At 69.1% G+C, this 22888-nt stretch carries 26 protein-coding genes and 1 pseudogene; 18 read left to right on the top strand and 9 right to left on the bottom strand.

Going from position 1 to position 22888, the window contains the following annotated elements; translation table 11 throughout:
* Nucleotides 1–24: 24 nt before the first annotated feature.
* Together BN118_RS00855 and BN118_RS00860 are read right to left on the bottom strand one after the other, a co-directional pair.
* Entirely contained in the window at nucleotides 25–828 is an 804-nt protein-coding gene (locus tag BN118_RS00855) for a type III pantothenate kinase (protein WP_010929617.1), read from the bottom strand.
* Nucleotides 825–1691 (bottom strand): biotin--[acetyl-CoA-carboxylase] ligase, encoded by an 867-nt coding sequence (locus tag BN118_RS00860; RefSeq protein WP_010929618.1) that lies wholly within the window; start codon nucleotides 1689–1691, stop codon nucleotides 825–827. Before BN118_RS00860 ends, BN118_RS00855 begins: the two co-directional genes overlap by 4 nt.
* Before the next feature lie 74 nt (nucleotides 1692–1765).
* Between BN118_RS00860 and BN118_RS00865 the strand changes: the two genes are divergently transcribed.
* The 11 genes and pseudogenes from BN118_RS00865 to lipA all read left to right on the top strand — a co-directional run bounded on the left by BN118_RS00865 (nucleotide 1766) and on the right by lipA (nucleotide 11422).
* On the top strand, nucleotides 1766–2896 hold the full coding sequence (locus tag BN118_RS00865) for an MlaE family ABC transporter permease (RefSeq protein ID WP_010929619.1): 1131 nt from the start codon (nucleotides 1766–1768) through the stop codon (nucleotides 2894–2896).
* Nucleotides 2896–3735: an ABC transporter ATP-binding protein gene (locus BN118_RS00870; RefSeq protein ID WP_003807131.1), complete on the top strand. Its 840-nt coding sequence runs from the start codon at nucleotides 2896–2898 to the stop codon at nucleotides 3733–3735. The genes BN118_RS00865 and BN118_RS00870 overlap by 1 nt, the downstream gene beginning before the upstream one ends.
* A pseudogene (locus BN118_RS21155) lies at nucleotides 3722–4667 on the top strand (MlaD family protein). The gene BN118_RS00870 and the pseudogene BN118_RS21155 overlap by 14 nt, the downstream one beginning before the upstream one ends.
* On the top strand, nucleotides 4668–5270 hold the full coding sequence (locus tag BN118_RS00885; RefSeq protein WP_010929620.1) for an ABC-type transport auxiliary lipoprotein family protein: 603 nt from the start codon (nucleotides 4668–4670) through the stop codon (nucleotides 5268–5270).
* 29 nt (nucleotides 5271–5299) lie between these two features.
* Entirely contained in the window at nucleotides 5300–5953 is a 654-nt protein-coding gene (locus BN118_RS00890) for an alpha/beta hydrolase (RefSeq protein WP_010929621.1), read from the top strand.
* 227 nt (nucleotides 5954–6180) lie between these two features.
* Nucleotides 6181–7131, top strand: coding sequence for an IS481-like element IS481 family transposase (locus BN118_RS00895; protein WP_005012808.1), 951 nt, complete (start codon nucleotides 6181–6183; stop codon nucleotides 7129–7131).
* 3 nt (nucleotides 7132–7134) lie between these two features.
* Nucleotides 7135–8391 (top strand): D-alanyl-D-alanine carboxypeptidase family protein, encoded by a 1257-nt coding sequence (locus BN118_RS00900; protein ID WP_014905415.1) that lies wholly within the window; start codon nucleotides 7135–7137, stop codon nucleotides 8389–8391.
* Nucleotides 8392–8438: 47 nt separating this feature from the next.
* Entirely contained in the window at nucleotides 8439–9338 is a 900-nt protein-coding gene (locus tag BN118_RS00905; protein ID WP_010929622.1) for a D-amino acid aminotransferase, read from the top strand.
* A 75-nt stretch (nucleotides 9339–9413) separates the two neighbouring features.
* Nucleotides 9414–9689, top strand: coding sequence for a YbeD family protein (locus BN118_RS00910; protein ID WP_003818417.1), 276 nt, complete (start codon nucleotides 9414–9416; stop codon nucleotides 9687–9689).
* 7 nt (nucleotides 9690–9696) lie between these two features.
* Complete coding sequence (gene lipB, locus BN118_RS00915; RefSeq protein ID WP_003818418.1) at nucleotides 9697–10359, top strand: lipoyl(octanoyl) transferase LipB; 663 nt, start codon at nucleotides 9697–9699, stop codon at nucleotides 10357–10359.
* 61 nt (nucleotides 10360–10420) lie between these two features.
* A complete protein-coding gene (gene lipA, locus BN118_RS00920; protein ID WP_003807146.1) occupies nucleotides 10421–11422 on the top strand; it encodes a lipoyl synthase in 1002 nt (333 codons plus the stop codon).
* A 14-nt stretch (nucleotides 11423–11436) separates the two neighbouring features.
* On the opposite strand, the gene rfbC is transcribed toward lipA, so the two are convergent.
* From rfbC to BN118_RS00940, 4 genes are read right to left on the bottom strand one after another with little or no spacing between them, the layout of a single operon-like run.
* A complete protein-coding gene (gene rfbC, locus BN118_RS00925; protein ID WP_003807148.1) occupies nucleotides 11437–11985 on the bottom strand; it encodes a dTDP-4-dehydrorhamnose 3,5-epimerase in 549 nt (182 codons plus the stop codon).
* Nucleotides 11986–12042: 57 nt separating this feature from the next.
* A complete protein-coding gene (gene rfbD / locus BN118_RS00930) occupies nucleotides 12043–12939 on the bottom strand; it encodes a dTDP-4-dehydrorhamnose reductase (protein WP_010929624.1) in 897 nt (298 codons plus the stop codon).
* On the bottom strand, nucleotides 12936–13997 hold the full coding sequence (rfbB, locus tag BN118_RS00935; protein ID WP_010929625.1) for a dTDP-glucose 4,6-dehydratase: 1062 nt from the start codon (nucleotides 13995–13997) through the stop codon (nucleotides 12936–12938). The genes rfbD and rfbB overlap by 4 nt, the downstream gene beginning before the upstream one ends.
* A 35-nt stretch (nucleotides 13998–14032) precedes the next feature.
* Entirely contained in the window at nucleotides 14033–14983 is a 951-nt protein-coding gene (locus tag BN118_RS00940; RefSeq protein ID WP_005012808.1) for an IS481-like element IS481 family transposase, read from the bottom strand.
* A 101-nt stretch (nucleotides 14984–15084) separates the two neighbouring features.
* Here BN118_RS00940 and BN118_RS00945 point away from each other — a divergent pair, with 101 nt between their 5' ends.
* Together BN118_RS00945 and BN118_RS00950 are read left to right on the top strand one after the other, a co-directional pair.
* Nucleotides 15085–15513, top strand: coding sequence for a helix-turn-helix domain-containing protein (locus tag BN118_RS00945; protein WP_014905416.1), 429 nt, complete (start codon nucleotides 15085–15087; stop codon nucleotides 15511–15513).
* A gap of 72 nt (nucleotides 15514–15585) precedes the next feature.
* The gene (locus BN118_RS00950; RefSeq protein WP_003807447.1) at nucleotides 15586–17781 is read left to right on the top strand and encodes a DUF1156 domain-containing protein; all 2196 of its coding nucleotides are present in this window, start codon (nucleotides 15586–15588) and stop codon (nucleotides 17779–17781) included.
* A gap of 69 nt (nucleotides 17782–17850) precedes the next feature.
* On the opposite strand, the gene BN118_RS20995 is transcribed toward BN118_RS00950, so the two are convergent.
* Nucleotides 17851–17985: a hypothetical protein gene (locus tag BN118_RS20995; protein WP_257792200.1), complete on the bottom strand. Its 135-nt coding sequence runs from the start codon at nucleotides 17983–17985 to the stop codon at nucleotides 17851–17853.
* A gap of 17 nt (nucleotides 17986–18002) precedes the next feature.
* Between BN118_RS20995 and BN118_RS00955 the strand changes: the two genes are divergently transcribed.
* Nucleotides 18003–18953, top strand: coding sequence for an IS481-like element IS481 family transposase (locus tag BN118_RS00955; RefSeq protein ID WP_005012067.1), 951 nt, complete (start codon nucleotides 18003–18005; stop codon nucleotides 18951–18953).
* On the opposite strand, the gene BN118_RS00960 is transcribed toward BN118_RS00955, so the two are convergent.
* Together BN118_RS00960 and rsmI are read right to left on the bottom strand one after the other, a co-directional pair.
* Nucleotides 18950–19522: a methylated-DNA--[protein]-cysteine S-methyltransferase gene (locus BN118_RS00960; RefSeq protein WP_010929781.1), complete on the bottom strand. Its 573-nt coding sequence runs from the start codon at nucleotides 19520–19522 to the stop codon at nucleotides 18950–18952. The two genes, BN118_RS00955 and BN118_RS00960, sit on opposite strands and share 4 nt — an antisense overlap.
* Nucleotides 19519–20457 carry a 16S rRNA (cytidine(1402)-2'-O)-methyltransferase gene (gene rsmI, locus BN118_RS00965; RefSeq protein WP_010929780.1) on the bottom strand — a complete coding sequence of 313 codons (939 nt, stop codon included), beginning with the start codon at nucleotides 20455–20457 and terminating at the stop codon, nucleotides 19519–19521. Before rsmI ends, BN118_RS00960 begins: the two co-directional genes overlap by 4 nt.
* 66 nt (nucleotides 20458–20523) lie before the next feature.
* Between rsmI and BN118_RS00970 the strand changes: the two genes are divergently transcribed.
* The 4 genes from BN118_RS00970 to BN118_RS00985 are packed head-to-tail and all read left to right on the top strand — an operon-like array spanning nucleotide 20524 to nucleotide 22887.
* Nucleotides 20524–21057, top strand: a complete 534-nt coding sequence (locus BN118_RS00970) for a YraN family protein (protein ID WP_014905417.1) — start codon at nucleotides 20524–20526, stop codon at nucleotides 21055–21057.
* 8 nt (nucleotides 21058–21065) lie between these two features.
* The gene (locus tag BN118_RS00975) at nucleotides 21066–21659 is read left to right on the top strand and encodes a phosphoheptose isomerase (RefSeq protein WP_033446211.1); all 594 of its coding nucleotides are present in this window, start codon (nucleotides 21066–21068) and stop codon (nucleotides 21657–21659) included.
* Nucleotides 21656–22399 carry a BON domain-containing protein gene (locus tag BN118_RS00980; RefSeq protein WP_003815190.1) on the top strand — a complete coding sequence of 248 codons (744 nt, stop codon included), beginning with the start codon at nucleotides 21656–21658 and terminating at the stop codon, nucleotides 22397–22399. The genes BN118_RS00975 and BN118_RS00980 overlap by 4 nt, the downstream gene beginning before the upstream one ends.
* Nucleotides 22396–22887 carry a peroxiredoxin family protein gene (locus tag BN118_RS00985; RefSeq protein WP_003815191.1) on the top strand — a complete coding sequence of 164 codons (492 nt, stop codon included), beginning with the start codon at nucleotides 22396–22398 and terminating at the stop codon, nucleotides 22885–22887. Before BN118_RS00980 ends, BN118_RS00985 begins: the two co-directional genes overlap by 4 nt.
* Nucleotide 22888 lies beyond the last annotated feature (1 nt).

Raw genomic sequence — 22888 nt, forward strand, 5'->3', positions numbered from 1 at the left:
GGGAAATCCGCCGGGTGTGGGGGGTCAGGCCGTTGGCGCGCCTTGCGCGGCGAGCGCCGCCAGGCCGTCGAGCACGGGGCTGTCGAGGTAAGTGGGCTGCGGCGTGGCGCCGAAGGCGGCGCCGGTGACCGCCAGCAGGCGCTCGGCTTCCTGCCGCACTTCGGGCCACCCGCCGCCGGCGACATAGATCTCCGGCGCCTGGCCGTAGCGTTGGCGGCCGGCCAGCCATTGCCGCACGATCGCGCCGGCCTGGGCGGCGGCGATGCCGCTGGCGATGGCCTGATGGGTGTCGATGGGGTAGTCGGCCACCAGGCCGTCGGCCAGGGGCAGGTGGGCGGTGCCGTAGGCCAGCGCGCCGCGCATCATGGCGGGGCCGGGCAGGATCAGCCCGCCGGGAAAGACATTGTCGGGCCCGATGGTGTCCAGCGTGGTGGCCGTGCCGAAACTGGCCACCAGCAGCGGCGGGTGCACGGACGGCTGGCGCGCCAGCACGCCCACCATGCACGCCCAGCGGTCGGCGCCCAGTTGGTCGGGATTGCGATAGCCGTTGCGCAGCCCCATGGCCAGGGGCTGGGCCCGCAGCCACCGGATGTCGCAACCGCCCGCGCGCAGCGTGGCGGCAATGGCTTCGCCGCGGGCAAGCCCGGCGACGTTCACGCCCAGCGCCCGTTGCGGGCGCCTGGGCAGGGTGGCCAGCCAGCGGCCCAGCGCGTCCAGGTCGAGATTGTCGAAGGCGACGGGGGCGGGCTCGCGCGCCGCCTGCGGCGCGTCCGGGTCAAACCAGCCGACTTTGAGGCGGCTGTTGCCGGAGTCGATGAGGATAATCATGCTTGGGGCCGGATCGAAATTTCGCCGACGGAGACGGGCCGCATTCCATCGGCAGCCTGCACCAGCAAGCGGCCATGGTCGTCCACGCCGCTGGCCGCGCCGGTGTAGAGGATTTCGCCGCGATCGATCACGTTGACCGGGCGCCCGGCCAGGGCATCGACCCGGGCGAAGCGCGCGCCGAAGGCGCCAAAGCCCTCCTGCTGCAGCGTATGCGCGGCGTCTTGCCAGGCCCGCGCCACGGCGGCGACCAGGTCGGCCGCCGCGTCCGGACCTTTTTCGCCGGGGCCGGCGACGTCATTCCAGTCGGCCACGGAACGCTGCAGCGCCTGCGACAGCGCATCGCCGCCATGCAGGTTCAGGCCCATGCCGATGACGACGGCGTGGCCCGTGCCGGCCGGGTTGCGGACCGATTCGACCAGCACGCCGGCCAGCTTCGCGTCGTGCCACTGCACGTCGTTGGGCCACTTCACCAGCAGGCCGGCGGGTTGGCCGACCAGTTGGCGCAGCGCTTCGCAGGCAGCCATGCCGGCCAGCGGCGACAGCGCGGGCAGTTGCGACGGCGGCAGGTCCACGTCGAAGGCGCACGAGAACATCAGGGCCGCGCCCACCCGGTTTTGCCAGGGGCGGCCGGCGCGGCCGCGTCCGGTTTCCTGCAGGTGCGCGCCGAGCAGGCACGGCCGCGCCCCGCCGCCGGCGCGTGCGCGCGCCAGCAGGTCGGCGTTGGTCGAGCCGGTGCTTCCGACCCAGGAGATATCCCGGAATGCAGGCAGGCGAGCGGCGATGGCCCGGGCCAGCGCAGCGGGCTCGGGCAGCGAGAGGGAACGGACTTCGGCTGACATGGGCGCGATTGTAATGGCACCCATTGCGGGGGCGGGACGTATATCATTCGTTACGATCGTTCGAATTTCTGTGTATCCGTGCATTTCCGCGATTGCCTATGCCTAGTTTGCCGAGTACCGCCGGCGCCGCCACATTGTCGTTGACGCTAGACCATGGCGTCTGCCATGTGTCGGGCGACTGGTCCATGCAGGCGCTGGCTGCTCCGGGCGAAGTGGAGCGCCGCCGCGCCGCGCTGGCCCGCGTCGACCCCGACCAGCGCTGGGACTTGCGCGGGGTCGAGCGGCTGGACACCATCGGGGCCCACCTGCTGTGGGGCGCCTGGGGGCAACAGTTGCCCGAGCGGGTGCGCTGGTCCGACGGACAGCGCGAGGTGTTTCAGACGCTGCAGCGCAACCGCGGCGAGGCGCTTCCCGCGCCGGCGCCGGCGGACCGCTGGGGCTGGCTGCGCGCGATCGGCGACGCCGTATTCGACGCCGGCCGCAATGGCCGCGCATTGGTCATCATGTTCGGCCAACTGGTGCTGGATCTGGGCGCCTTCCTGCGCCGCCCGTCGCGCGGGCCGTGGCGCGAGATTTCGGCGCAGGTCTACCGCACCGGCGCGCAGGCGCTGGGCATTACCGCCCTGGTCGGCTTCCTGATCGGCGTCGTGCTGTCCTATCTGTCGGCGCAGCAGCTGCAGATGTTCGGCGCCGACCGCTTCATCGTCCGTTTGCTGGGCGTTTCCATCGTGCGCGAGCTGGGGCCGGTGCTGGCGGCCATCCTGGTGGCGGGGCGATCCGGCTCGGCCATCACGGCCCAGATCGGCGTGATGCGGGTGACGCAGGAACTGGACGCCATGCTGGTGATGGGCATTTCGCATGGCCAGCGCCTGATCCTGCCGCGCGTGATCGCCCTGGCGATCACCATGCCGCTGCTGGTGGTCTGGACCGATGCCATGGCCCTGCTGGGCGGGATGCTGGCGGCGCAGATGCAGCTGGGCGTTTCGGCGCAATGGTTCCTGACCTCGCTGCCGGACGCCATTTCGCTGACCAATTACTGGATCGGCATGTTCAAGGGCGTGTCGTTCGGCATCCTGATCGCGCTGGTGGCCTGCCATTTCGGCCTGTGCATCCAGCCCAATACCGAAAGCCTGGGGCGCGGCACCACCACGTCGGTGGTGACCTCGATCACGGGCGTCATCCTGGTCGACGCCCTGTACGCCGTCATTTTCAGCTCGATAGGCATCTGATGGGCAGCGTGGCACAGCAAAACCTGTTCAGCGCGACCGACCTGGCCGTGGCGCCGGTCATCGCGGTACGCGGCTTGCGCACGGCGTTCGGCGACCATGTCGTGCACGACAATCTGGACCTGTCGGTCTACCCGGGCGAGATCCTGGCGCTGGTGGGCGGCTCGGGCACGGGCAAGACGGTGTTGCTGCGCCAGATCATCGGCCTGGAGCGGCCGGCCGCCGGCACCATCGAGGTGCTGGGCCGCCGGGTCCAGGAGCTTGAGCCGGCCGAGCGGCGGCGCCTGTCGCACCGCTGGGGCATGTTGTTCCAGGCCGGCGCGCTGTTTTCGTCGCTGTCGGTGTTCGACAATGTGGCCCTGCCGCTGCGCGAGCTGCGCACCGTGCCGGAAGACCTGGTGTGCGACGTGGTGATGTGCCGGCTGGCGATGGTGGGTCTGACGTCCAAGGACGCCGACAAGCGACCGGCCGACCTGTCCGGCGGCATGGTCAAGCGGGTGGCGCTGGCGCGCGCCCTGTCGCTCGACCCCGAACTGCTGTTTCTCGACGAGCCGACGGCGGGCCTGGACCCCCTGCGCTCGGACGAATTCGTCGACCTGGTGCGCAGCCTGCATCGCCAGCTGGGATTCACGGTGGTCATGGTGACCCACGACCTCGATACCTTGCTGGCGCTGGCCACGCGCGTGGCGGTGTTGGCCGACAAGCGTGTGATCGTCTGCGATACCGTGCGGGAAGTGCTCAAGGTCGATCATCCTTTCATCCGCAGTTTCTTTCTGGGCGAGCGCGGCCGCCGCGCGCTGGGAGATCTTGCACCTAAGGAAACGGGCAATGGAAAACCGTAGTCATGCCCTGCTGGCGGGGCTGTTCACGCTGGCGTTGCTGGTTGCCGCCGCGCTGGTGGCCATATGGGTCGGGCGCGATCGCGCCGCCCTCAAGCCTTATGTCATCGTCTCGGCTACCTCGGTCAGCGGGCTGTCGGCCCAGTCCACCGTGCGCTACCAGGGCGTGCCGGTGGGCAAGGTGCAGTCGCTGGGCTTCAACCCCGACAAGCCGGCCCAGGTGCGCATCAGCATCGGCGTGGCGCCCGATACTCCGATTACCGAGTCCACCTGGGCCGAGCTGGGCGTGCAGGGCGTGACGGGGCTGGGCAATATCGAGCTGCGCGACGACGGCACCTCGACCCGCCGGCTGGCGTCCAGCGCCGCCATGCCGGCCACCATCCCGCTGCGGCCGGGTTTTTTCCAGCGCTTCGAGCAGCGCGGCGGCGAGATCCTGCACAACGTCGAGCAGGTGTCCGCGCGGCTCGAGCGCCTGCTCAGCAATGAGAATGTGCTGGCCACGACGGCCACGCTGCAGAACATCGCCGCCATCACCACCGACCTGCGCCAGGCGGCGACCGACCTGCGGCCGGCGCTGGCGCAGGTGCCGCCGCTGGTCGATTCGCTGCAGGCGATGTCGCGCAACACCGGCCAGGCGGCCCAGGAGATCGCCGGCCTGGCACAGTCGGCCCGGCACGCTGGCGCGGCTGGATGCGCCCGATGGGCCGCTGGCCATGGCCACGCGCAGCATGCGCGATATTGCCTGGGCGGCCGCCCGCCTCGATGCGCAGACCCTGCCGGCGGTCTCCGGCATGGCCAGCAGCATCGATTCGGCGGCCCGCAGCGCCACGACCACATTGCGGCGCGTGGGCGATACGCCCCAATCGTTGCTGTTCGGCCCGCCGCCCACCGTGCCCGGGCCGGGCGAGCCGGGTTTTGCCGGATTCGGGAGGTAAATGGATATGAAGAAGGCCATCATCGTGTTGTCGGCCCTGCTGCTGGCCGGCTGCGGCGCCGGCCGCATGGCCGCGCCGCCGGCGCTGTTCGACCTGGGCGCCGACGTGGCGGCCACGCCCGCCTTGCCGGCGCGTCAGCCGATCGTGCTGGCGTTCGAGGCGGTGCCGTATCTGTCCGATACCGGCGTGATCTGGCGGGTGGGCGACAGCGCCAGCCCGCATGCCTACGCACGCTCGCGCTGGGCGAGCGCGCCGGCCGAGCTGGTGCGCCAGCGCCTGGTCGAGCGCCTGTCGCACCAGGGGCCGGTGCTGGGCGCCGGCATGGGCGCGGGCCTGGCGCAGGTGCAGGTCACGCTGACGTTCGAGCAAGTCTTCGCCGCCGACGGGCAGGCCAGCGTCGGCCATGTGGCGATGCAGGCCGTGTTGCTGCAGGATCGCCAGGTGGTCGGCCAGGTGCGGATCGCGCGCGAAGCGCCGGCCGCCACCCAGGATGCCGCCGGCGGCGTGCAGGCCTTGCGCCAGGCCACCGATGCCGCGGCCGACGAGCTGGCCGGCTGGCTGGCCGGCCGCGTCGCGGCCGCCGGCGCGCGCGCCGGCAGTTAACATGGCCTTTTGTTCCACTTAGTTCCGTCATGTCCGCACGTACCGAAACCCAAGTATTCACTGGCGCCGCCGGCAGCATCGACTGCGCCATCGATTGGCCCGCCCATGCGCCGCGCGGCTGGGCGCTGGTGTTGCACCCGCACTCGCTGCAAGGCGGCGCGCGCGACAACAAGGTGGTCACCACCGTGGCGCGCGCCTGCGTGCAGCATGGGCTGGCCGCGGTGCGGCCGAATTTCCGCGGCGTGGGCGAGTCGGCCGGCGAGTTCGACAAGTCGATCGGCGAGACCGAAGACATGCTGGCGCTGGTGGCGCAGGTGCGCGAACGCTACCCGGAATTCGCCGCGTCGCCGTGGGTGCTGGGCGGCTTCTCGTTCGGCACCGCGGTCGCGGCGCAGACCTATGCGGCCCTGGCCGCGTCCGGCGATCCGTCGCTGCCGCGCGCGCTGATGCTGATGGGGCCGGCGGTCAACCGTTTCGAGCGTTCGGCCACCGAGGTGCCGGCCGATACCTTGCTGGTGCATGGCGAAGTGGACGACGTGGTGCCGCTGGCCGAAGCCCTGGAATGGGCGCGGCCGCGCTCCCTGCCGGTGGTGGTCGTGCCGGGGGCCTCGCACTTTTTCCACGGCAAGCTGCTGGTGCTGCGGCAACTGGTGCAGGACCGCCTTCGCATTGCGCTGGATTGACCCGGCCCGCGTTGCATCACGTTGCATGTTTGTAAGCGCAACGGAACGTTCTCGTCAGGGACGTGTCGGATACGCTGCCTATAATTGTGGGCCTCTACCTGCCCTGGCGGGCCCTACCTGAACTCCTAGCTGTGAAGATTCAATAGGTTGTATGCATGGTTCATCCGAACCGGATTTGAGAAACTGGAAATCGCCACCCCCCCAGTTCACTCAAGGAGCCCGGCCGGATGAACACCCATAAGCATGCCCGATTGACCTTCCTACGTCGACTCGAAATGGTCCAGCAATTGATCGCCCATCAAGTTTGTGTGCCTGAAGCGGCCCGCGCCTATGGGGTCACCGCGCCGACTGTGCGCAAATGGCTGGGCCGCTTCCTGGCTCAGGGCCAGGCGGGCTTGGCCGATGCGTCCTCGCGCCCGACGGTCTCGCCCCGAGCGATTGCGCCGGCCAAGGCGCTGGCTATCGTGGAGCTGCGCCGCAAGCGGCTGACCCAAGCGCGCATCGCCCAGGCGCTGGGCGTGTCAGCCAGCACCGTCAGCCGCGTCCTGGCCCGCGCCGGTCTGTCGCACCTGGCCGACCTGGAGCCGGCCGAGCCGGTGGTGCGCTACGAGCATCAGGCCCCCGGCGATCTGCTGCACATCGACATCAAGAAGCTGGGACGTATCCAGCGCCCTGGCCACCGGGTCACGGGCAACCGACGCGATACCGTTGAGGGGGCCGGCTGGGACTTCGTCTTCGTGGCCATCGATGACCACGCCCGCGTGGCCTTCACCGACATCCACCCCGACGAGCGCTTCCCCAGCGCCGTCCAGTTCCTCAAGGACGCAGTGGCCTACTACCAGCGCCTGGGCGTGACCATCCAGCGCTTGCTCACCGACAATGGCTCGGCCTTTCGCAGCCGCGCCTTCGCCGCGCTGTGCCATGAGCTGGGCATCAAGCACCGCTTTACCCGACCTTACCGCCCACAGACCAATGGCAAGGCCGAACGCTTCATCCAGTCGGCCTTGCGTGAGTGGGCTTACGCTCACACCTACCAGAACTCCCAACACCGAGCCGATGCCATGAAATCCTGGCTACACCACTACAACTGGCATCGACCCCACCAAGGCATCGGGCGCGCTGTACCCATCTCCAGACTCAACCTGGACGAATACAACCTATTGACAGTTCACAACTAGCCGATGAAGACCTTGCCTGATACTGCTATTGCCCCCGTCGTTCTTTCCCGTCGCGTATTGGCCAGCGCCGTGCTGGCTGCCATGCTGGCCGCTGCGGCGCCGGCCGGGGCCCAGCAGCAGGCGGCGCCCGCCACGCCTGTCGCCGCCGCCGCGCCCGCGGCGGGCGGCGCGGTAGGCGCCGTGGGAGACCTGGCGGCCGTGCCGGTGCCGACCATCGCCGCCAAGGCGTGGATCACCGTGGACGTCAACAGCGGCCAGGTGCTGGCAGCCTCCAACGCCGACATGAAGGTCGAGCCGGCCTCGCTGACCAAGATCATGACCGCCTATGTGGTGTTCAACGCGCTGCAGGAAAAGCGCCTGACCCTGGAGCAGCAGGTTCCGGTCTCCGAGCACGCATGGCGCACCGGCGGTTCGCGCATGTTCATCGAGCCGCGCAAGCCGGTGACGGTCGACGAACTGAACCAGGGCATGATCGTCCAGTCGGGCAATGACGCATCGGTCGCGCTGGCCGAGGCCGTCGGCGGCAGCGAAAGCGCCTTTGCGGCCCTGATGAACCAGGAGGCGCAGCGCCTGGGCATGCGCAATACGCATTTCATGAACTCCACCGGCCTGCCCGATCCGCAGCACGTCACCACGGCGCGCGACCTGGCCACGCTGGCGGCGCACCTGATCTCGGATTACCCGGACTACTACCACTACTACAAGCAGAAAAGCTACACGTACAACAAGATCACCCAGGCCAACCGCAACCGCCTGTTGTGGGCCGATCCGTCGGTCGACGGCATGAAGACGGGGCACACCGATTCGGCCGGCTACTGCCTGGTTTCGACCGCCATGCGCGGCGACCGCCGTATCCTGACCGTGCTGGTGGGCGCCGACAGCGAAGCCACGCGCGCCGAGGAAAGCCTCAAGCTGCTCAACTGGAGCTTCCAGAACTTCGATACGGTCAAGCTGTACGACCAGAGCCAGCCCGGGCTGGACGCGCGGGTCTGGGAAGGCAAGGTCGAGAACGTCAAGCTGGGTCCGCCCAACCCGGTGTGGCTGGCGGTGCCGCGCGGCAAGGCGGCCGAGATCAAGCCGGTCGCGCAGCGCACCGACCCGCTGGTGGCGCCGCTGACCAAGGGACAGCAGGTCGGCACGCTGCAGCTCACGCTCGACGGCAAGACCTTGCGCGTCGAACCGCTGGTGGTCCAGGAAGACGTCGAGCGCGCCGGCTTCTTCGGCCGCATGGCCGACACCGTGAAGCGCTGGTTCCAGTAACGATGAAAGCCGCGCCGGAGGCGGCGCGGCGGCACCGGTGGGCTGCCATGCCCGCCCCTATCCTCTCCAAGGAGCTCCCCATGATTCCGGGCATGCCGGGCGACAGCCAGGTATATCTCAACGGCGAATTCACGCGCCTCGACGAAGCCAAGATTTCCGTGCTCGACCGCGGTTTCATCTTCGGCGATGGTATCTATGAAGTCGTGCCGGTCTATGACGGCAAGGTGTTCCGCATGACCGAACACCTGAATCGCCTGGATCGCAGCCTGGCGGCGCTGCGCATCGCCGCGCCGATGGACCGCGCGGGATGGGAGTCGGTGATCGCCGGGTTGATCGCCCGCTCGGCCCAGCCCACCTGCATCATCTACCTGCAGGTCACGCGCGGCGTCTGCAAGCGCGATCACGCCTTTCCCACCGAGCCGATCACGCCCACAGTGTTCGGCATGGCCGCGGCCTTCAGTCCGCCGGGGGCCGCGCAGCGCACCCAGGGCCTGAGCGCGATTGCCATCGACGACGAGCGTTGGCTGCATTGCGAGATCAAGTCGGTTTCGCTGCTGGGCAACGTGCTGGCCAAGCAGCAGGCCGTGGACGCCGGCGTGGACGAGGTGGTGCAGTTTCGCGATGGCTGGCTGACCGAGGGCTCGTCGACCAATATCTGGGTGGTTTCCGGCGGCAAGCTGCTGGCCCCGCCCAAGAACAACCTGATCCTGGAAGGCATCCGCTACGGCCTGATGGGCGAGCTGGCCGAGGCGGCCGGCCTGCCGTTCGAGGCGCGGCGGATCTCGCGCGAGGAAGTGCTCGCCGCCGACGAATTGATGCTGACCTCGGCCACCAAGGAAGTGCTGCCCATCGTGCGCCTGGACGGCAAGGCGGTGGGCGCGGGCAAGCCCGGCCCCGTTTATGAGCAGTTGCGCGCGGGTTATGATGCGCGTATCGCCGCCCTGTAGCGGCCGGCAGGCGGGCGGCCCTGGCGCCGCCCGCGTTTCGCGTCCCTCGCGACGCCGCCACCCAGGCAGACGCAGATGCACAATATTCCCCCGGAAGAGTCCCTGATCGAGTATCCGAGCGACTTCCCCATCAAGGTAATGGGCAAGCAGCATCCGGAATTCGCCCAGACCCTCACTGAAGTCGTGCTGCAGTTCGACCCGGGTTTCGATCCGGCATCGGTCGAGATGCGGCCCAGCAAGGGCGGCAACTACCTGGGGCTGACCTTCACGGTGCGTGCGACCTCGCGCGAACAGCTCGATTCGCTGTACCGCGCCCTGCACGGCCACCCCATGGTGTCGATCGTCCTGTAGCCCCGTCATGATCAAGTGGCTTGCGCGCCCGGCCGACTACGCTTCGGTCTGGGACGCCATGAAGACGTTCACCGCCGCGCGCGGTCCCGGCACCGCCGATGAAATCTGGCTGTGCGAGCATGCCCCGGTCTATACCCTGGGCCAGGCCGGGCGGCCCGAACACCTGCTCAATCCCGGGCTCATCCCGGTCGTGCATTGCGACCGCGGCGGCCAGGTCACCTATCACGGCCCGGGCCAGGTACTCGCCTACACCTTGTTCGACCTGCGCCGCGCCGGGCTGTACGTGCGCGAGTACGTCGACATGCTCGAACAGGCGACCCTGGCCACGCTGCGCGAGCTGGGCCTGGAGCAGGCCTGTCGCAAGCCGGGCGCGCCCGGCATCTATGTGCCCCAGCCCGGCGGCGAACTGGCCAAGATCGCCGCCCTGGGCGTGAAGGTGCGCAATGGCTATGCCTATCATGGACTGGCGCTGAACATCGATATGGATCTGTCGCCGTTTCTCGGTATCAATCCCTGTGGCTACGAAGGCCTGCGCACGGTCGATCTGGCTGCCTGCGGCGTGCGCACCAGCGTGGAGCGGGCCGGCGAATTGCTGGCCGCGCAGCTGGCGCGCGCCCATGGCCAGGCGGTGCAGCAGCGCGCCGCGGCGCTGGCGGGCGTGCCGGGATAGTAGAATGGCTTTTTTGTCTCGAACCGGACCGCGCCTGGCGTTCCGGTTGTGAAGGTGCTCAATGTCCACGCTCGTCGAGTCCCCCGTTCCCTCGAACGACTCGCAGGCCGCCGCGCCGGCCGCCTACGATCCCACCCAGAAGCAGAAATCGCAGGCCAAGACCGCGCGCATTCCGATCAAGGTGGTCGCGGCCGAGAAGCTGAAGAAGCCGGAATGGATCCGCGTGCGCGCCGCCGCCCCGGGGTCGCGCTTCTACGACATCAAGCGCATCCTGCGCGAGCACAACCTGCATACGGTGTGCGAAGAGGCATCCTGCCCGAACATCGGCGAATGCTTCGGCAAGGGCACGGCCACCTTCATGATCATGGGCGACAAGTGCACGCGCCGTTGCCCGTTCTGTGATGTGGGCCACGGCCGTCCCGATCCGCTGGACACGCAAGAGCCCGAAAACCTGGCGCGCACCATCGCCGCGCTCAAGCTGTCCTACGTGGTCATCACCTCGGTCGACCGCGACGACCTGCGCGACGGTGGCGCCGCCCACTTCGTCGAATGCATCGCCAAGGTGCGCGAGTATTCGCCCGATACCCGCATCGAAGTGCTGGTGCCCGACTTCCGCGGCCGCCTGGACCGTGCGCTGCACATCCTCAACAGCGGCCCGCCGGACGTCATGAACCACAACCTGGAAACCGTGCCGCGCCTGTACAAGCAGGCACGCCCGGGCTCGGACTACGCGCATTCGCTCAAGCTGCTGGCCGAGTTCAAGAAGCTGCACCCCGAGGTGCCCACCAAGTCGGGCCTGATGCTGGGCCTGGGCGAGACGGACGAGGAAATCCTGCAGGTCATGCGGGACATGCGCGAGCATAACGTCGACATGCTGACCATCGGCCAGTATCTCCAGCCGTCGGAGCACCATCTGCCGGTGCTGCGCTACGTGCATCCGGACACCTTCGCGATGTTCGAGCGCGAGGCCTACGCCATGGGCTTCACGCATGCGGCCGTGGGCGCCATGGTGCGCTCGTCGTACCACGCCGACCAGCAGGCGCACGCCGCCGGCGTCAACTGAAGACGCGCGGGCCGCTACGCATAGGTATCGGCCCGCGCCAGCGCCACGCCCTGGCGGTCTTTCACCGACAGGATGGGCGCTTGGCCCTGCAGCGGCCAGTCCACCTTGAGTTGCGGGTCGTCCCAGCGCACGCAGCGCTCATGTTCGGGCGCGTAGTAGTCGGTGGCCTTGTACAGGCACTCGGTATCGTCGGACAACGCCAGGAAGCCGTGCGCAAATCCTTCCGGAATCCACAGCTGGTGCCGGTTGCGCGCCGACAGGTAGGCGCCGGTCCAGCGCCCGAAGGTGGGCGAACCGCGGCGCAGGTCCACCGCCACGTCATAGGCTTCGCCCGCCACCACGCGCACCAGCTTGGCCTGCGGATGCAGGATCTGGTAGTGCAGGCCGCGCAGCACGCCCGCGCGCGAGCATGAGTGATTGTCCTGCACGAAGCGGATGCGCCGCCCCAGTTGCGCGTCCAGGCGGTCCTGGTTGAAGCTCTCGAAGAAGCAGCCGCGCTCGTCGCCGAACACCTGGGGTTCGATCAGCACGACGTCCGCGATGGCCAAGGGGGTGAGTTTCATGACGCCTCCGAATTCTTGCCTGGCGGGTTTACTGTAATCCTGGCGCCGGGCGCGGCGCTACAGGGTATGCGCCCGCGCGGCCAGGGCATCCACGACCGCATCCAGGTCGACTTGCCAGTCGGGCAGCTCGGGCTCCAGGGCATCGCGTAGCGCGCCGCAGTCCAGCCGCGAATTGGCCGGCCGTGGCGCCGGCAGCGGGTATTGCGCCGCCGTGACGGGCCGGATGTGCGCCGGGTCCAGGCTCAGCGCCAGTCCGGCGCGCCGGGCCCGCGCCACGATGTGGCAGGCCAGCCCGTGCCAGCTGACATGGCCGCCCGCGCTCAGGTGCCACAGGCCGTCGGGCAGGCGGCGGCGCCGGTGCGCATCGATCGCCTGCCAGGTGACGGCGGCGATACGGCCCGCCCAGATCGGGGCGCCGTGCTGGTCGGCGACCACGGACAGCTCGGCGCGGGTGCGCGCCAGGCGCAGGATGGTCTTGACGAAATTGGCGCCATGGCTGGCGTAGACCCAGCTGGTGCGCAGTATCAGGTGCGGGCAGCCGCTGGCCGCGATGGCCTGTTCGCCGGCCAGCTTGGAGCGGCCGTAGGCGTTCAGCGGATGTGCGGCGTCGGTTTCCCGGTAGGCGCGGGCGCGCTTGCCGTCGAACACGTAGTCGGTGGAATAGTGCACCAGCAATGCATTGTTGCGGCGCGCATAGTCCGCCATGACCGCCACCGCCTGGGCATTGATGCGCAGCGCCAGCTCCGGCTCGGCCTCGGCGCGGTCGACTTCGGTATAGGCGGCGGCGTTGATCAGTATGCGCGGCGCGTAGGCATCGAGCACGGCGGCCAGCCGGCCCAGGTCGCGCAGGTCGGCCTGGCGGCGGTCCAGCGCGGCCAGCCGCGCCCATGCCGGCGGGTGCGCCAGCAGCGCATCGCCGATCTGTCCGGTGCGGCCCAGCAGCAGGATGTTCATGTGCCGTAATGCGTATCGAGCCAGTGGCGATACGCGCCGCTGGCGATGTCCGCCACCCACTGCGGATGGTCCAGGTACCAGCGTACCGTCTCGCGCAGGCCCGCCTCGAACGAGGTCGCGGCCCGCCAGCCGAGTTCGCGCTGTATCTTGCCGGCGTCGATCGCGTAGCGCCTGTCGTGGCCGGGCCGTTCGGGAATGAAGGCGATGCCGCCGGCATGCGGCTGCCCATCCGGGCGGGCGCGCCATTGGTCCAGCAGGGCGCAGACCGCGTGCACGACTTCCAGGTTGGTGCGCTCGCAGTGCGCGCCGATGTTGTAGGTCTGCCCCGGCTGGCCGTCGCGCAGCACGCATTCCAGCGCCGCGCAATGGTCGACCACGTAGAGCCAGTCGCGCACGTGCATGCCGTCGCCATACAGGGGCAGCGCGCGGCCGGCCAGCGCATGGTGGATCACCAGCGGGATCAGCTTCTCGGGGAACTGGCGCGGGCCATAGTTGTTGCAGCAGTGCGTGGTGATGGCGGGCAGCCCGTAGGTGTGGCGGTACGAGCGCACCATGTGGTCGCTGGCCGCCTTGCTGGCCGAATACGGGTTGTTCGGCTGGTAGGGATGGGTTTCGGTGAAGGGGGCGGCCTGGGGCGCCAGCGATCCGTACACCTCGTCGGTGGACACATGCAGGAAGCGGAAGGCCGCCGCCGCAGCGGCGTCCTGTTCGGTGCAATAGGCGCGCGCGGCCTCCAGCAGGGTGAAAGTGCCCACGACGTTGGTCTGCACGAAGGCGTCGGGGGCCCGGATGGCGCGGTCCACATGCGATTCGGCGGCGAAATTGACGATGGCGCGGGGCCGGTGTTCGCGCAGCAACCGGCGCACCAGCGGCGCGTCGGCGATGTCGCCATGCACCAGCAGATGGCGCGGGTCATCGCGCAGTGCGGCCAGGTTGGCCGCGTTGCCGGCGTAGGTCAGCAGGTCCAGGTTGATCACCGGCTCATCGCCGCTGGCCAGCCAGCCCAGCACGAAATTCGAACCGATGAAGCCGGCGCCGCCGGTGACGAGAATGCTCATGCGCCGATTTTACGGCCGGCATGCCGGCCGTGGGGCTAGTTGTGAACTGTCAATAGGTTGTATTCGTCCAGGTTGAGTCTGGAGATGGGTACAGCGCGCCCGATGCCTTGGTGGGGTCGATGCCAGTTGTAGTGGTGTAGCCAGGATTTCATGGCATCGGCTCGGTGTTGGGAGTTCTGGTAGGTGTGAGCGTAAGCCCACTCACGCAAGGCCGACTGGATGAAGCGTTCGGCCTTGCCATTGGTCTGTGGGCGGTAAGGTCGGGTAAAGCGGTGCTTGATGCCCAGCTCATGGCACAGCGCGGCGAAGGCGCGGCTGCGAAAGGCCGAGCCATTGTCGGTGAGCAAGCGCTGGATGGTCACGCCCAGGCGCTGGTAGTAGGCCACTGCGTCCTTGAGGAACTGGACGGCGCTGGGGAAGCGCTCGTCGGGGTGGATGTCGGTGAAGGCCACGCGGGCGTGGTCATCGATGGCCACGAAGACGAAGTCCCAGCCGGCCCCCTCAACGGTATCGCGTCGGTTGCCCGTGACCCGGTGGCCAGGGCGCTGGATACGTCCCAGCTTCTTGATGTCGATGTGCAGCAGATCGCCGGGGGCCTGATGCTCGTAGCGCACCACCGGCTCGGCCGGCTCCAGGTCGGCCAGGTGCGACAGACCGGCGCGGGCCAGGACGCGGCTGACGGTGCTGGCTGACACGCCCAGCGCCTGGGCGATGCGCGCTTGGGTCAGCCGCTTGCGGCGCAGCTCCACGATAGCCAGCGCCTTGGCCGGCGCAATCGCTCGGGGCGAGACCGTCGGGCGCGAGGACGCATCGGCCAAGCCCGCCTGGCCCTGAGCCAGGAAGCGGCCCAGCCATTTGCGCACAGTCGGCGCGGTGACCCCATAGGCGCGGGCCGCTTCAGGCACACAAACTTGATGGGCGATCAATTGCTGGACCATTTCGAGTCGACGTAGGAAGGTCAATCGGGCATGCTTATGGGTGTTCATCCGGCCGGGCTCCTTGAGTGAACTGGGGGGGTGGCGATTTCCAGTTTCTCAAATCCGGTTCGGATGAACCATGCATACAACCTATTGAATCTTCACAGCTAGTGAAGAAATTTTCGGACCGATTGAAGCATGCTCGGCGACTGCGCCAGCTCTCGCAAGAAAACCTGGCGCACATCAGCGGTCTGTCGCAAAGCGCCGTGGCCAGCTACGAAAACGGCCTGCGCCAATCCAGCCGCTCGATCCGCAAGCTGGCGATCGCCCTGCAGGTAAACCTGGACTGGCTCGAAACCGGCGTGGGCCCGATGGAGCTCGAAGCCTACCCCAGCGGCCCGGCTGCCTGGCGCCCCGGCCTGATGGAGCCGGGCGGCGAACGTGCTGCCGCGCCGTGGCCGTTTCGCGCCGTCGCCCACGCCCGCTACCAGGCGCTCAGCGCCCGCGACAAGCTGCTGCTCGAACAGCTCGTGCGCACCTTCATCGACGCCTGCCATGCCGACTACGGCCGCGCGCCGCCGTGGCCGCGCGAGCGCTGAACGCGGCCCGCGATATGGAATAATGCCCCTGCCGCGCCCCACCGGGCGCGCGCCTTTATTTCAGCGAGATACATGCCGCCCCCCTCCCGCAAGCCCGCGGCGCCGCGCCGCGTCCGTCGACCCGCCGCGGCCCCCGTCCCGCGGCTGGCGCCGGTGGCCGGACCGGGCCGGCTGATCGACGAAGGACTGTCGTTCTACGAAGCGTCCCTGGCCGGCAAGGCCGAACGCTACGGGCGCGGCGAAACGCCGCACACCATCCACGTATGGTGGGCGCGCCGCCCCCATTCGGCCATGCGCGCGCTGGTCTACGCCGCCTTGCGCGCGCCCGCCGACAAGCGCGCCGCGGCGCGCCTGTCCGAACTGGGCGCCACCCCCGTGCCGCAGCCCGGGCTGCTGGCCGAGGCCGCCGCGGAGCTGGCCGGCCAGTACGGCGGCGCGCCGCGCGTGCTGGATATGTTCGGCGGCGGCGGCACGATCGCCTTCGAGGCGGCGCTGCTGGGCTGCGACGCCCACTCCATCGACGTCAATGAACTCGCGGTATTCCTGCAGCAGGCCAACCTGACCTACGGCGCCACGCTGGACCATGGCCTGCTCAAGCAGCTGGCGCACCGGCACGGCCAGGCGGTGCTGCAACGGCTGGCCCGGCGCACCGAGACCCTGTATCCGTTGCGCGGCCGCCTGGCCAGCCAGGCGGAAAAACCCATCGTCTATCTCTGGACCTACCGCCACGCCTGTCCGCAATGCGGCTACGCCTATACGCTGTCGCGGCGGCCCTGGCTGTCGAAGAAGGCCGGCAAGGCGCTGGCCATGGTGGCCACGCCCGGCCCCGATGGCGACGGCGTCGACATGGTGTCGCTGCCGGATGGCGAGCCGCCCCCATCGCGCTGGGCCGGACGCGGCGCGACGGCCTGCCCGCGCTGCAGCGCCACCGCCACGCCCGGCATCGCCGACAGCGCCGACCATTGCGTGGCGGTGGTCACGTCGGCCGGCGTGGGCAAGCAATTCGCCCTGCGCGACGATGCCTTGCCCGCGGCCGGCCTGCTGCGCGAACAGGAAGAAACGCTGCTGCAGCGCACCGGCCTGGCCCTGCCCGCGACCACCCTGCCGGCCTGGTCGGGCATCGTCAACCCGGCGCTCTACGGCATGCGCGGCCACGCCGACCTGTTCAATCCGCGCCAACGCCTGGTCACGCTGATGCTGCTGGAGGAACTGCTGGCCGAGCATCGTACGCTGCAGGCCGCGCACGGTGCCGACGTCGCGCGCTTCGTCAGCGCCTCGCTCAGCGGCCTGATCGACCAGATGGTGGACTGGAACTGCCGGCTGTCGATGTGGATTCCGCAGAACGAGCAGGTCGGACGCGCCTTCTGCGGCCCGGGCGTGGCCATGCTGTGGGACTATGCCGAAGTCGATCCGGTCGGCACCGGGCCGGGCAACCTCCACGCCAAGCTGGAACGCATCTGCGCCGGCATCGACGCGCTGGCGCTGCTGCGCCGGCCGGTGCAGGTGCAGCGCGCCTCGGCCGCCGCGCTGCCCTATCCGGACGACAGCTTCGACGCCATCGTTACCGACCCGCCCTATTACGACAATATTTTCTACAGCGTTCTGGCAGATTTCTTCTATGCATGGAAGAAACCGCTTATCGACGCTATCGAAAACCGCCCGACAACGCCGCCCCATGCGCCGACCGCCAATAGCGGCCATGACGAACTGGTGGCCTCGCGGCAGCGCGCCGGCGGCAGCGCGCGCGCGGCTCACGACGAATACTGCGCACGGCTGGGCCAGGCGCTGCGCGAAGCGGCCCGGGTGCTCAAGCCCGACGGCCTGCTGGCCTTCGTCTACAGCCATGCCTCGGTACTGGGCTGGGCCGCCCTGGTGACGGCGTTCCGCGCCGCGCCCTTCACGATCAACAGCGTGCAACCGTTGAGCATCGAGCGCAAGGCGCGGCCGCGCGCCCTGGCATCCGAGGCCGTCAACACCTGCACCACCTTCGTGGCGCGCCGCGCCCAGGCGCCCAGGCCGGTGCTGGCGCGCGCGGCGCTGCAGGCGCAATTCGACGCCATCCTGCGCGGCGGCCTGCACCGCAGCCTGTTGCGGGCCGGCTGGCACGAGCACGATGCCGGCGTGGCGCTGATCGCCCAGGGCGTCGCCCTGCTGGCGAACTGCGCCGCCGTGGAAGATGCCGACACCGCGGCGCTGATCGTCGACTTGGCCGGCCAGGTCAGCGCCCTGCTGCCCGGCTTCTCGATCAAGCAGCGCGCCTCGCTCTAGCTGTGATGTCTCAATAGGTTGTTCATCCAGGCCGGACCTGGGATGCCGTGGTTACCACGCCATCGCAACTCAGGGCAGGACACTGGATGAACAACCATAAGCATGCGCGATTGACCCGCCTAGGTGTGAAGATTCAATAGGTTGTATGCATGGTTCATCCGAACCGGATTTGAGAAACTGGAAATCGCCAACTCCCCAGTTCACTCAAGGAGCCCGGCCGGATGAACACCCATAAGCATGCCCGATTGACCTTCCTACGTCGACTCGAAATGGTCCAGCAATTGATCGCCCATCAAGTTTGTGTGCCTGAAGCGGCCCGCGCCTATGGGGTCACCGCGCCGACTGTGCGCAAATGGCTGGGCCGCTTCCTGGCTCAGGGCCAGGCGGGCTTGGCCGATGCGTCCTCGCGCCCGACGGTCTCGCCCCGAGCGATTGCGCCGGCCAAGGCGCTGGCTATCGTGGAGCTGCGCCGCAAGCGGCTGACCCAAGCGCGCATCGCCCAGGCGCTGGGCGTGTCAGCCAGCACCGTCAGCCGCGTCCTGGCCCGCGCCGGTCTGTCGCACCTGGCCGACCTGGAGCCGGCCGAGCCGGTGGTGCGCTACGAGCATCAGGCCCCCGGCGATCTGCTGCACATCGACATCAAGAAGCTGGGACGTATCCAGCGCCCTGGCCACCGGGTCACGGGCAACCGACGCGATACCGTTGAGGGGGCCGGCTGGGACTTCGTCTTCGTGGCCATCGATGACCACGCCCGCGTGGCCTTCACCGACATCCACCCCGACGAGCGCTTCCCCAGCGCCGTCCAGTTCCTCAAGGACGCAGTGGCCTACTACCAGCGCCTGGGCGTGACCATCCAGCGCTTGCTCACCGACAATGGCTCGGCCTTTCGCAGCCGCGCCTTCGCCGCGCTGTGCCATGAGCTGGGCATCAAGCACCGCTTTACCCGACCTTACCGCCCACAGACCAATGGCAAGGCCGAACGCTTCATCCAGTCGGCCTTGCGTGAGTGGGCTTACGCTCACACCTACCAGAACTCCCAACACCGAGCCGATGCCATGAAATCCTGGCTACACCACTACAACTGGCATCGACCCCACCAAGGCATCGGGCGCGCTGTACCCATCTCCAGACTCAACCTGGACGAATACAACCTATTGACAGTTCACAGCTAGGCCGCGCCGAGAGGCAGTTCCATCTGCGTGGTGGAAACCCGGCGCGCACGGGCGGCGCGGCTCAGATAACGGTGTCCCTCGTGGGCCAGCAGCGCCTGCTTGCGCGGCAGCCCGCCGCCAAACCCCGTCAGCGATGTGTCATGGCCGATGATGCGGTGGCAGGGGATCAGGATGGAAATCGGATTCCTGCCCACCGCGCCGGCCACGGCGCGGGCCGCCTTGGGCCGGCCGACGCGCCGCGCCAGCTCGCCATAGCTGATGGTCGCGCCGAAAGGCAGTTCCAGCAGCGCCTGCCAGACCTGGCGCTGGAATGGCGTGCCCTCGGGCTGCATGGCCACCTCGAAAGCGCGCCGCCGGCCCGCGAACCATTGCTCCAGCTCGGCGGCCGCCTGCCGCAACGCCGGGTGCGCGGCGTCCAGCGTCCAGCCCGCGGCGGCCGGGCAATCGCGCTGGTCGACGAACCAGGCGCCGCACAGCGCCTGCCCGCGCGCGGCCAGCCGCATCGGCCCCAGCGGCGTATCGGTGTCGCAATAGAGGATATCCGTGGCCTGTGCGCTGGGCGGATTCATGGCTGCTCCTTGCGCGCCAGCGCCCGCGCATACAGCACATCGCGCGCCAGGCCGGTCACCTTGGCGGCCACCCGCGCGGCATCGCGCACCGACAGCGACTCCAGCAGCGCGTCGAGCAGCGCATCGGTACGCGGGTCGGCCGGATCGGCCTCGTCGTCCTGGGCGCCCGGCGCCTGGTGCACGATCAGCACGAATTCGCCCTGGCCGCGGTGCGCGTCGGCGGCCAGCCAGTCCGCCGCCTCGCCCAGCGGCATCGTGGCGATTTCCTCGAAGCGCTTGGTCAACTCGCGGGCCACGGTCAACAGCCGCGCCGGGCCGCCGGCCTCGCGCAGGTCGGCCAGCGTGGCGGCCAGCCGATGCGGCGACTCGAACATCACCACCGGCGCCGGCAGCGCGCACCACTGGCGCAGCCAGCGCTGGCGCGCCACCGCCTTGGCGGGCAGGAAGCCGGCGAACGCGAACGCCGGATTCTCGTCCGAGGTCGCTCCGCTGCCCATCAGCGCCGCGATCACGGCGCTGGGGCCGGGCACCGGCACCACGGCGTAGCCCGCCTCGCGCACCGCGCGCACGATGCGCGCGCCCGGATCGCTGACCGCCGGCGCGCCGGCGTCGGACACCAGCGCGACGCGCTGGCCCTGGGCAAGCCGTTCGCAGATCGCCTGGGCGGCGCTGGCCTCGTTGTGGCGGTGCGCCGCCATCAGCGGCGTGCTCACGCCCCAGGCGTCCAGCAGCGTGCGGCTGGCGCGCGTGTCTTCGGCCGCGATCACATCGGCGCGCACCAGCGCCTGCCACGCGCGCAGGCCCAGGTCGCCGAGGTTGCCGATGGGCGTGGCGATCACGTACAAGGTGGCCGCCGGCCAGTGCTGCGCGGCCACCCGGTCAGCCACCCGGCTCCAGGCGTCGCCCTGGGCCGGCGATAGGACATCTTGATTCATTGCATGGTGCTGCGACGGTGAAAACTGTGCCAGTGTAGCCCTGCACCGCCCCTTGCGACGACCGCCATGACCGACACCGCCACCCGCCTGGCCTTCGCCCGCGCCGCCCAGGCCCAGCGCTGCCTGCATCGCCGCCCGCCGGCCTCGCCGCGCGCAAGCCCCGGCGCCCGCGGCGGCGGCTCGCCCACGCAGCGCCGCGGACAGGCTTACGAAAGCGCCGCCCTGCGCTGGCTGGCAAGGCAGGGCCTGCGGCCGCTGACGCGCAACCTGCGCTGCCGCGCCGGCGAAATCGACCTCGCCATGCGCGACGGCGAAGTACTGGTACTGGTCGAAGTGCGGGCGCGCGCCCACGCCGGCTACGGCGGCGCGGCAGCCAGCATCGGCGCGTCCAAGCAAGGCCGCCTGGCGCGCGCGGCGGCCTTGCTGCTGCCCGTGCTGCTGCGCCGCCACTGGCCCGGCGCGCCGCCGCCGGTGCGCTTCGACGTCGTGGCCTTCGAGGCCGGCCGGCCGCACTGGCTGCGCGGCGCCTTCTGGCTGGCCGAGCATGCCCCCGCGCAGGGGCGCCGCGGGCAGGATGCGCAGGGCTGGCGCGTGAGATAATGCGCGCCATGGATATGACCTCTCGCATGACGTCGCACTTTCGCGATGCGATGGCGCTCTGCGAACAAAGCGCGGACGCGCTGGCCGCCCCCCTGGCAGCCGCGGTAGACCTGCTTTTCGCAGCCCTGGCCAACAACGGCAGGATTCTGGCATGCGGCAACGGCGGCTCGGCCGCCGATGCCCAGCATTTCATCGCCGAACTGGTGGGCCGCTTCGAGCGCGAACGCCTGCCCCTGGCCGGCATCGCCCTCAATACCGACACCTCCATCATGACGGCGGTGGGCAACGACTACGGATTCGACGAGATCTTCGAGCGGCAGGTCCATGCGCTGGGCCAGCCCGGCGACGTGCTGGTGGCGATCTCGACCAGCGGCAATTCGCCCAATGTGGTGCGCGCCATGGAAACCGCGCGCGAACGCGAAATGCATGTCATCGCGCTGACCGGCAAGGGCGGCGGGGTCATGGGGGAACTCATCACCCCGCACGACGTCCATCTCTGTGTGCCGCACGACCGCACCATGCGTATCCAGGAAGTCCATATCATCTTGCTGCACGCCCTGTGCGACGGCATAGACGCCCTTCTACTAGGAGACACCGAATGATGCCCGACGCCAAAACCGCCGCCCGTCCCCTGCTGCTGGCCGCCGCCCTCTCGGCCGCGGCGCTCACGCTGTCGGCCTGCGCCCCGCTGGTCATCGGCGGCGCGGCAGCCACCACCGCGGTCGTCGTCACCGACCGGCGCACCTCCGGCGTCCAGCTCGAAGACCAGAACATCGCCTTCAAGGCCGAAAGCCAGATCGCGCAGAAGCTGGGCAACACCGCCCGCGTCAATGCCATGGTGTACGGCGGCCACGTGCTGCTGACAGGCGACGCCCCGACCGAAGAGGCCAAGGCGCAGGCCACCGCCATCGCCCAGTCGATCGAGAACGTCAAGGCGGTCACCAACCAGCTGACGGTCGGCCCGGCGGCCGATTTCAGCACCCGCTCCAACGACACCTGGCTGACCTCGAAGGTCAAGACGGCCCTGATCAACACCAAGTACGTGCCTTCCGGCACCATTTCGGTGACGACCTCGCGCGGCGTGGTCTACCTGATGGGCAAGGTCACCCAGGCCGAGGGCGACTACGCCGCCAACGCGGCCGCGGGCGTGGGCGGCGTGGCCCGGGTCGTCAAGCTGTTCGAGACCATCAGCCGCGAAGAGGCCATCCGCCTGTCGGGTTCGGGAACCAAATCCGGCGAGGGCTCGTCTGATGGTACGGCCGCGCAGAAGGCGCCGATCGAATCCGGCGCCGCGCCGGCGGGCAGCGGTAGCAACGGCGTCGAAGCCATACCCATCAAATGAAGAAAATCGCGCTTGTCCTGATCATTGCGGTGGCCGCCGGCATTGGCGGCTGGTTCATGTGGCGTCCGGCCCAGACCGCGCCGGATGTCGCCTTCACCACGCTCGAAGGCCAGAAAATCACCATGCAGGACCTGCGCGGCAAGGTCGTGCTGGTGAAGTTCTGGGCCACCAGTTGCGTCACCTGCGTCAAGCAGATGCCCGACAACATCGCCAACTACAACCAGTACCACCCGCAAGGCTACGAAACCATCGCGGTCGCGATGAACTACGACCCGCCCAATTACGTGCTGAACTTCGCGCAAACGCGCAAGCTGCCGTTCCCCGTGGCGCTGGACACCAGCGGCGAGCTGGCCCAGGCGTTCGGCAACGTCCGCCTCACGCCCACGGCCTTCCTCATCGACAAGCAAGGCCAGATCATCAAGCGCTACCTGGGCGAGTACGACAAGGCCGAATTCCAGGCCACGGTGCAAAAGGCGCTGGCAGGGTAAG

This window comes from Bordetella pertussis 18323, from assembly GCF_000306945.1.
Lineage (GTDB): Bacteria > Pseudomonadota > Gammaproteobacteria > Burkholderiales > Burkholderiaceae_B > Bordetella > Bordetella pertussis.